The 7384-nt window shown below is 30.0% G+C and carries 7 protein-coding genes; all 7 read left to right on the forward strand.

Annotated elements, in window-relative coordinates; translation table 11 throughout:
- The coding region (locus VK998_RS00040; protein ID WP_325224092.1) for a SpoIIE family protein phosphatase at window positions 1-597 on the forward strand (597 nt) is incomplete at its 5' end.
- A gap of 63 nt (window positions 598-660) precedes the next feature.
- Entirely contained in the window at window positions 661-1347 is a 687-nt protein-coding gene (locus VK998_RS00045; protein WP_325224094.1) for a vWA domain-containing protein, read from the forward strand.
- A gap of 8 nt (window positions 1348-1355) precedes the next feature.
- The gene (locus VK998_RS00050; protein ID WP_325224096.1) at window positions 1356-2213 is read left to right on the forward strand and encodes a protein kinase domain-containing protein; all 858 of its coding nucleotides are present in this window, start codon (window positions 1356-1358) and stop codon (window positions 2211-2213) included.
- Between the two features lie 36 nt (window positions 2214-2249).
- Complete coding sequence (gene tilS, locus VK998_RS00055; RefSeq protein WP_325224098.1) at window positions 2250-3632, forward strand: tRNA lysidine(34) synthetase TilS; 1383 nt, start codon at window positions 2250-2252, stop codon at window positions 3630-3632.
- A gap of 24 nt (window positions 3633-3656) precedes the next feature.
- Window positions 3657-4193 (forward strand): hypoxanthine phosphoribosyltransferase, encoded by a 537-nt coding sequence (hpt, locus tag VK998_RS00060; protein ID WP_325224101.1) that lies wholly within the window; start codon window positions 3657-3659, stop codon window positions 4191-4193.
- Between the two features lie 101 nt (window positions 4194-4294).
- Window positions 4295-6109, forward strand: a complete 1815-nt coding sequence (gene ftsH, locus VK998_RS00065) for an ATP-dependent zinc metalloprotease FtsH (protein WP_325224102.1) — start codon at window positions 4295-4297, stop codon at window positions 6107-6109.
- Window positions 6110-6551: 442 nt separating this feature from the next.
- On the forward strand, window positions 6552-7384 hold an 833-nt coding region (locus VK998_RS00070), incomplete at its 3' end, for a dicarboxylate/amino acid:cation symporter (RefSeq protein ID WP_325224105.1).

Below are 7384 nucleotides of genomic sequence, written 5' to 3' on the forward strand. Positions count from 1 at the left end.
GATAACTACACCTTTGGAGAAAAAGAAAACAGTTATTTTGTTGCTTTAAGTGATGGGATGGGAGTAGGTAAAAAAGCCAATAATGAAAGTAGTATAGCTATAAAGTTATTAGAGAAATTTTTAGAGGCTAAATTTGACAAGGAATTAGCATTGAAAACTATAAATTCTATACTAATGCTAAAGTCAAACGACGAGTTATTTACAACTTTTGATATATCCTTAATAGATTTATATTCTGGCAAATTGCAGATAATCAAAACTGGAGCTCCGGCTACCTTCATTAGGAAAAAAGATAGAGTTCATATTGTAAACTCTCAGTCCTTGCCAGTAGGAATTTTAAAAGATGTGGATTTTAACGTTTATGAAGAATATTTAGAAGATGGGGATATTATTATTATGATGTCTGATGGTATTTTAGAGGCAAATGAATCTACAGATAATGTAGAAAAGTGGATGAAAGATGTTATCGTCAACATAAACAGTATGAATCCAAAAAAGATTGCAGATGAAATAATGAAGGCTTCTGAAGAGTCTAGCGGTGGCAAAATTAAAGATGATATGACTTTATTAGTAACTAAGGTTTGGAAAACTGTTTAAGAAAAAGTATATAATTTAAAAAAGATGTCAATAATCCAAATAAAAATTCAAGGAGGAAAATATATGTTGAATCAAATTATAGTTATATCTGATGGTCAATCTAATGTAGGACCAGAACCGGCAGATATTGCAAGGTTAGCCTTAAATACAAATATTAAAGTAAATACTATAGGGATTATTGATAATGAAAAGAATAAAAACTCCATATCAGAACTAGAAAGTATAGCTGAAAATGGAGGAGGTGTTTGTGAATTAACTAATATAGGCAATCTTTCAGAAACATTAAGTAGAGTTACTATAAATTCTGTTTATAGCTCCATAGAAGAAGTAGTAAGCAGTGAATTAAAAGAACTAATGGATGTAGAATTACATAAGATGAGTCCAGATGATAGGAATAAGATAATAAAGATGGTGGATAAAATAGGAAATGAAATTACTTTAAAATGTTTAATTTTACTAGATACAAGTGGCAGTATGAAAAACAAGATTGATATAGCCAGGAAAAGTGTATTTGAGTTGCTGATGTTTTTGAAAGAAAGGAAAGGAGAAAATCATATAGGAGTTATGATTTTCCCATATGAAACAGAATATTATAAACTATTATGTGATTTTACCATGGATATAGATGAATTAAAGGGTAAAATTCAAAAGATAGTTACAGGAGGAATTACTCCTACAGGCTATGCTCTTGAAGGAGCTATAGGAGTATTTACTCAAGAAGAACATCCTTCAAATCAATACGTGGTTTAGGTGGTCTAATGATAATAAGGGGAAAATGGAATAAGAATAAGTATAAGATTATTGATTTAATAGGTTCAGGGAATTTTGGTAAAGTATATAGAGGGATAGATGAGAAAGGGAACATTAAGGCTATAAAGGTTTCAAAAGATTTATTATCTATAACAAATGAATATAACGCAATGGTTAGACTAAAAAACTTTGATTTTATACCAAAAGTATATGACTTTGATGATTGGTATTTTATGGGGGAAACATATAATTTTATTGTAATGGATTATATCCTTGGGAAAAACTTAAAAGAAATAAATACTAATAAAAAAATGAGCTTGAAAACAATATTTAAAATAGGTAAAATTCTTGTAAATATTTTAGATGAAATTAGTAAATTAGGGTATAAATATACAGATATTAAACTAGAAAATATAATAATAGATGTAAAAGGGAAAATTTATTTTGTTGATTTTGCAAGTTTATCTAAGAAAAATATGCCTACCAAGGAATATACTCCTACATACAATATAAATTCTTGGAATGTAAAATATAATTATAATAAAAAAACAGGTATATTATTTGGCATAACTATGATCATGGTAACGTTGATAGGTGGAAAGGAATATAATCCACTGGTAGTTAGTTTAGAAGAAATTATAGAGAGAATTGATAGATTTTCTATAAAAGAAAAAGAAAAAATTTTTTTACAAAATGGCCTTAAAGGCAATTTTGTAGACTTCAATCAATATTCTTCTACTTTATCCAAGTTAATAGATGGAAGTAAAAGCTATGATAATTTAAACAAAATTGACTATATATTGGTAGCTAGTATAGTCAGTTTTGTTTTTGTTGTTATTTTAGGTTTAAAATCTATTTTAAGTTAATGGTAATATTATGTATAATATATATGGGTGATATTTGTGGAAAATAAAGTTTTAACAATAATAAAAGAAAACAAATTAATTGAAAGAAATGATAATATAGTAATTGGTCTTTCTGGAGGACCAGATTCTATGGCATTGCTCTATATTTTATTGGATATAAAAAAAGAGATAGATTTTAATATATTTATAGCTCATGTAAACCATGGAGTAAGAGGGAAAGATGCACTGTCAGATGAAAAGTTTGTAAAAAATTTAGCTAAAAAATTAAATTTGCCTTTTTATTTAAAGAGAGTAAATATGGACGAATATGCTAAAGAACAGAAAATTTCATCTGAAGAAGCTGGAAGAGCTTTACGATATGGTTTTTTTAGAGAAATATTAACTGAAATAGGTGGAGGGAAAATTGCAGTTGCTCATAATAAAAATGACCAGGCAGAAACATTATTGATGAGATTTTTTAGAGGTACTGGTATAGATGGGTTAAAAGGGATGGAATATATAAATGGAGATATAATACGACCTATTTTGGGTATAGAAAGAGAAGAGATAGAAAGATATTTATCAGATAAAAATATTGAAACTAGACTTGATAAGACTAATTTGGAGCCTATATACAATAGGAATAGGATCAGACTAGAGTTAATACCGTATATAGAAAAACATTTCAATCCAAATATTGTTGATACCCTTTGGAGAATATCCAAAGTTGTATCTATTGATAGCAAATTTTTAGAACAATATTCTAAAGAAACTTATGCCAAATTAGTGCAAAAAAAAGAAAAGAATAGTATAATTCTAAATGGAAGTTTGTTTTTGAAAGAAAATAGAAGTGTTCAACAGAGGATTATAAGAAATTGTATTTTTGATATAAATGGAGATTTACAAGGATTCACAAATAGACATATTTTAGATATATTAACATTATTCTTAGAAGGGGGGACGGGGAAAAGTATTGATTTAATCAATAATATAGTAGCTAAGACAAGCTATGATGATTTTGTAATAGAAAAGAAAAAAAGCAGTCAACATAGGGATTTTTTATTTAAAATTGATATTGAAGGTATTACATATATAGATGAATTGCAATTTAAAATTAATGCGAAGGTATTACCTAAAAAAGACATAAAAATAATTCCCAAAGATAAATTTGTAAAATACTTTGATTATGATAAAATAGTAGGCGGTCTATATATTAGAAATAGAAAAAATGGAGATCGTTTCGTGCCCTTTGGTATGAAGGGAAGCAAAAAAATAAAAGATTATTTTATTGATGAAAAAATCCCTAAAGAAGAAAGGGATATAATCCCACTAATAACAGATGAAGAAAATATTCTATGGGTAGTTGGCTATAGAAGTAGTGATATATATAAGATAACAGCTGATACAAAAAAAGTGCTAATAATTAAATTGATTAAATAATATTAGGTTCAAGGAGGAAGAAAGATGGAGAATATTATCAAAGAAATATTATTGACTGAAGAGCAAATTGAAGTAAAAGTGAAGGAATTAGGCAAGCAAATAACCAAAGATTATCAAGGCAAAAACCTAATGTTAGTGGGTATATTAAAAGGGGCTGTAATATTTATGGCAGAACTTGCTAAAAATATTGATATGCCGGTTTTAATGGATTTTATGGCAGTATCTAGCTATGGAAAATCATCAACATCTACAGGAATAGTTAGGATAATTAAGGATTTAGACTGTAGTATAGAAGACAAAGACATATTAATCGTTGAAGACATAATAGATACAGGGCTTACACTATCATATTTGACAGATAATTTAAAAAAACGAGGAGCTAAAAGTGTTAAAATTGTTACTCTTTTAGATAAACCCGATAGAAGAAAAGCTGACGTGCCAGTAGACTATACAGGGTTTACAATTCCAGATGAATTTGTAGTAGGTTTTGGTCTTGATTATGCTGAAAAGTATAGAAATTTGCCATATGTGGCAGCTTTAAAGGAAGAAATTTATAGCTAGGTGAATTATGGAATTGGAAAAGGATAATGTTGTTTTTTAACAGAAAATATGCTATAATCTAGGAATATAATCTTGACATTGGATAGAAGGGAGGACTTGGATTGAGAAAATTTTTTAGAGGAACAAGTCTTTATTTGCTTCTACTTATCATCATTATTTTTGTAGTAACTATGATTGGAAAAGATGTGGAGCAAGTTAAGGAAATAGATGTAACTGAATTTTTATTACATTTAGAAAATAATGAAGTGGGAAGTATAATAACTGTAGGAGATACACTAAAAGGTAAGTTAAAAGATGGTACTCAATATGCAGTTATGATACCTACACACATGGAAGATACTTTTTATGAAAACTATTTAAAGGAAAAGGTTGAAACCAAGCAAATAGAGAGTTATGGGGCTGAGCCTATTCCATCTGAGCCATGGTTTATCACTGCTTTGCCAACAATTTTTATGGTTTTAATAATTGTGGTATTTTGGTTTGCATTTATGCAACAATCCCAAGGGGGAGGTAGCAGAGTAATGTCCTTTGGGAAAAGCAAAGCAAAAATCCATAAAGAAGAAGATGGAGAAAAAATAACCTTTGATGATGTAGCTGGCTTAGAAGAAGAAAAGGAAGAGCTTATAGAAGTAGTGGATTTTTTAAAAAGTCCAAAAAAATATATTGAGATAGGTGCTAGAATTCCTAAAGGGGTACTATTAATAGGACCTCCAGGTACAGGTAAAACTTATTTAAGTAAGGCAGTAGCAGGAGAAGCTGGAGTACCTTTCTTTAGTATATCTGGTTCTGATTTTGTTGAAATGTTTGTAGGGGTTGGTGCAAGTAGAGTTAGAGATTTGTTTGAACAAGCTAAGAAAAATTCGCCTTGCATAATATTTATAGACGAGATTGATGCAGTTGGAAGAAGAAGAGGTGCAGGTCTTGGTGGAGGACATGATGAAAGAGAACAAACTTTAAATCAATTATTAGTTGAAATGGATGGCTTTGGTACTAATGAGGGAATAATCGTCATGGCAGCAACTAATAGACCTGATATTTTAGACCCTGCCATTTTAAGGCCAGGTAGATTCGATAGACAGATATTTGTAGGATTACCAGATATAAAGGCTAGGGAAGAAATTCTTAAAGTTCACACTAAAAATAAACCTTTAGATGGAGATGTAGACTTAAAAGTTGTTGCTAAAAGAACTCCAGGATTTTCGCCAGCAGATTTAGAAAACTTAACTAATGAAGCAGCATTATTAACAGCAAGGAATAATTTGAAGAAGATTCCTATGGATATTATTGATGAAGCATCTATAAAGGTTGTTGCTGGACCTGAGAAGAAAAGTAGAGTTATCAGTGAAGAGGAAAAAAGACTTACAGCTTATCATGAAGCTGGTCATGCAATAACATCAAGACTTCTTCCTAATGCAGATCCAGTTCATATGGTGACTATTATTCCAAGAGGTATGGCAGGAGGATTTACTGCTTATTTACCAGAGGAAGATAAATACTTTATGACTAAAAGCAAAATGGAAGATGAGCTAATCTCTTTGTTAGGTGGTAGAGTAGCAGAAGCTTTAGTGTTAGGGGATATAAGCACTGGAGCTCAAAACGATATTGAAAGAGCAACTAAATTAGCTAGAAGAATGGTCACTCATTATGGAATGAGCAGTAATTTAGGACCTATGACCTATGGTACTGACGAAGAAGAAGTATTTGTAGGAAGAGATTTAGGAAGATCTAGAAACTATAGCGAGGAAGTAGCTGCAGCGATAGATAGGGAAATGAGAAGTTTGATAGATAGAGCATATAATAAAGCAGAAGAATTATTAAAGGAAAATATAAACAAACTTCATAAAGTAGCAGAAGCTTTACTTGAAAAAGAAACCCTTGATGGTAAAGAATTTGAGGAAGTATTTCAAGGGGCATAAGATAAAGGTAGGCTTTGCACATCCATTGAAATATATTAAGGTAGGCTTTGCACATCCATTGAAATATAAAAAGGTAGCTAACGTATAGCTACCTTTTTATATTATTAAGAATGGAAATAAAATAAAAATAAAATTTTTTAAAAAAAGAAGGATTTTTTGAATGTATATAGAATAGTAAATAATAAGACGAATGTTTAGATAATTCAAAATTTAATTTCTAGTGCCATTATTCAAAATTTAATATTAAAATGTAAAGATACTGCTTTATTTGTGGCAATAAGGCTATACCCGAATTGCTTAGCAAATAAAACCCAGTATTAATGATTTTCCATTGTCATTAATGCTGGGTTTTTATATTTCTTTGTAGAAGGAGGGATGATGCTAGTAATTGATTTAAGTTGTTAAAGAAAATATTGTAAAGAGATTAAAGGAGTGATATTTGGTGAAAAAGAGAAAATTGAAATTATTCCACAAAATTTTCATTGGCTTATTTTTAGGGATTATTTTGGGAGCTATTTTAAGCGTAATAGGGAAAGAACAGCCATTTGTTGCCAAATTATTACCTTGGCTTGGACTACTTGGGGATATATTTTTAAGGCTCATTAGAATGGTAGTAGTTCCATTAGTACTTTTTTCAATAATAAGTGGAGTTTCTAACCTTACTGAAATCAAAAAACTTAGAAGTATTGGCACTAAAACTGTAGTTTTCTTTTTCTTAACTGGTTTTCTTTCTATAGGAACTGGTCTAATGATGGCAAATATATTTAAGCCTGGTGCTGGATTAAATATAGCAGAACTTGGAGCTGAGGCTGTTGAGATGAAGGAATTACCAACGGTATTTGAATCTATACTAGGATTGTTTCCAGCAAATATATTTGAATCTTTAGCTCAGGGTGAAATGCTTCATATTATTTCTTTTGGAATATTTATTGGAGCTGGGCTTTTATTAATGGGAGAAAGGGCAAAACCTATTGTTGATTTAGTAGATAGGTGCTCTGAAATGATGTACAAAGTTGTTGATATTGTAATACAATTTACACCAATTGGAGTATTTGGATTGATGGCACAAGCTGTAACAACCTTTGGAGTAGGAATATTTGGTCCTGTATTTAAATTCATTTTAGTAGATTATGGAGCAAATATATTTAATATAGCAGTATGGTATTCGTTAATATTGTTCTTTGTAGCAAAAGTGAATCCATTAAAGTTTTACAAAAAATCCTTTCAGCCTTGGGCTATAGCATTTAGTACTTGTAGTAGTGCAGCAGCTCTTCC

Source organism: Schnuerera sp., from assembly GCF_035459645.1.
Classification (GTDB): Bacteria; Bacillota; Clostridia; order Tissierellales; family Tepidimicrobiaceae; genus Schnuerera.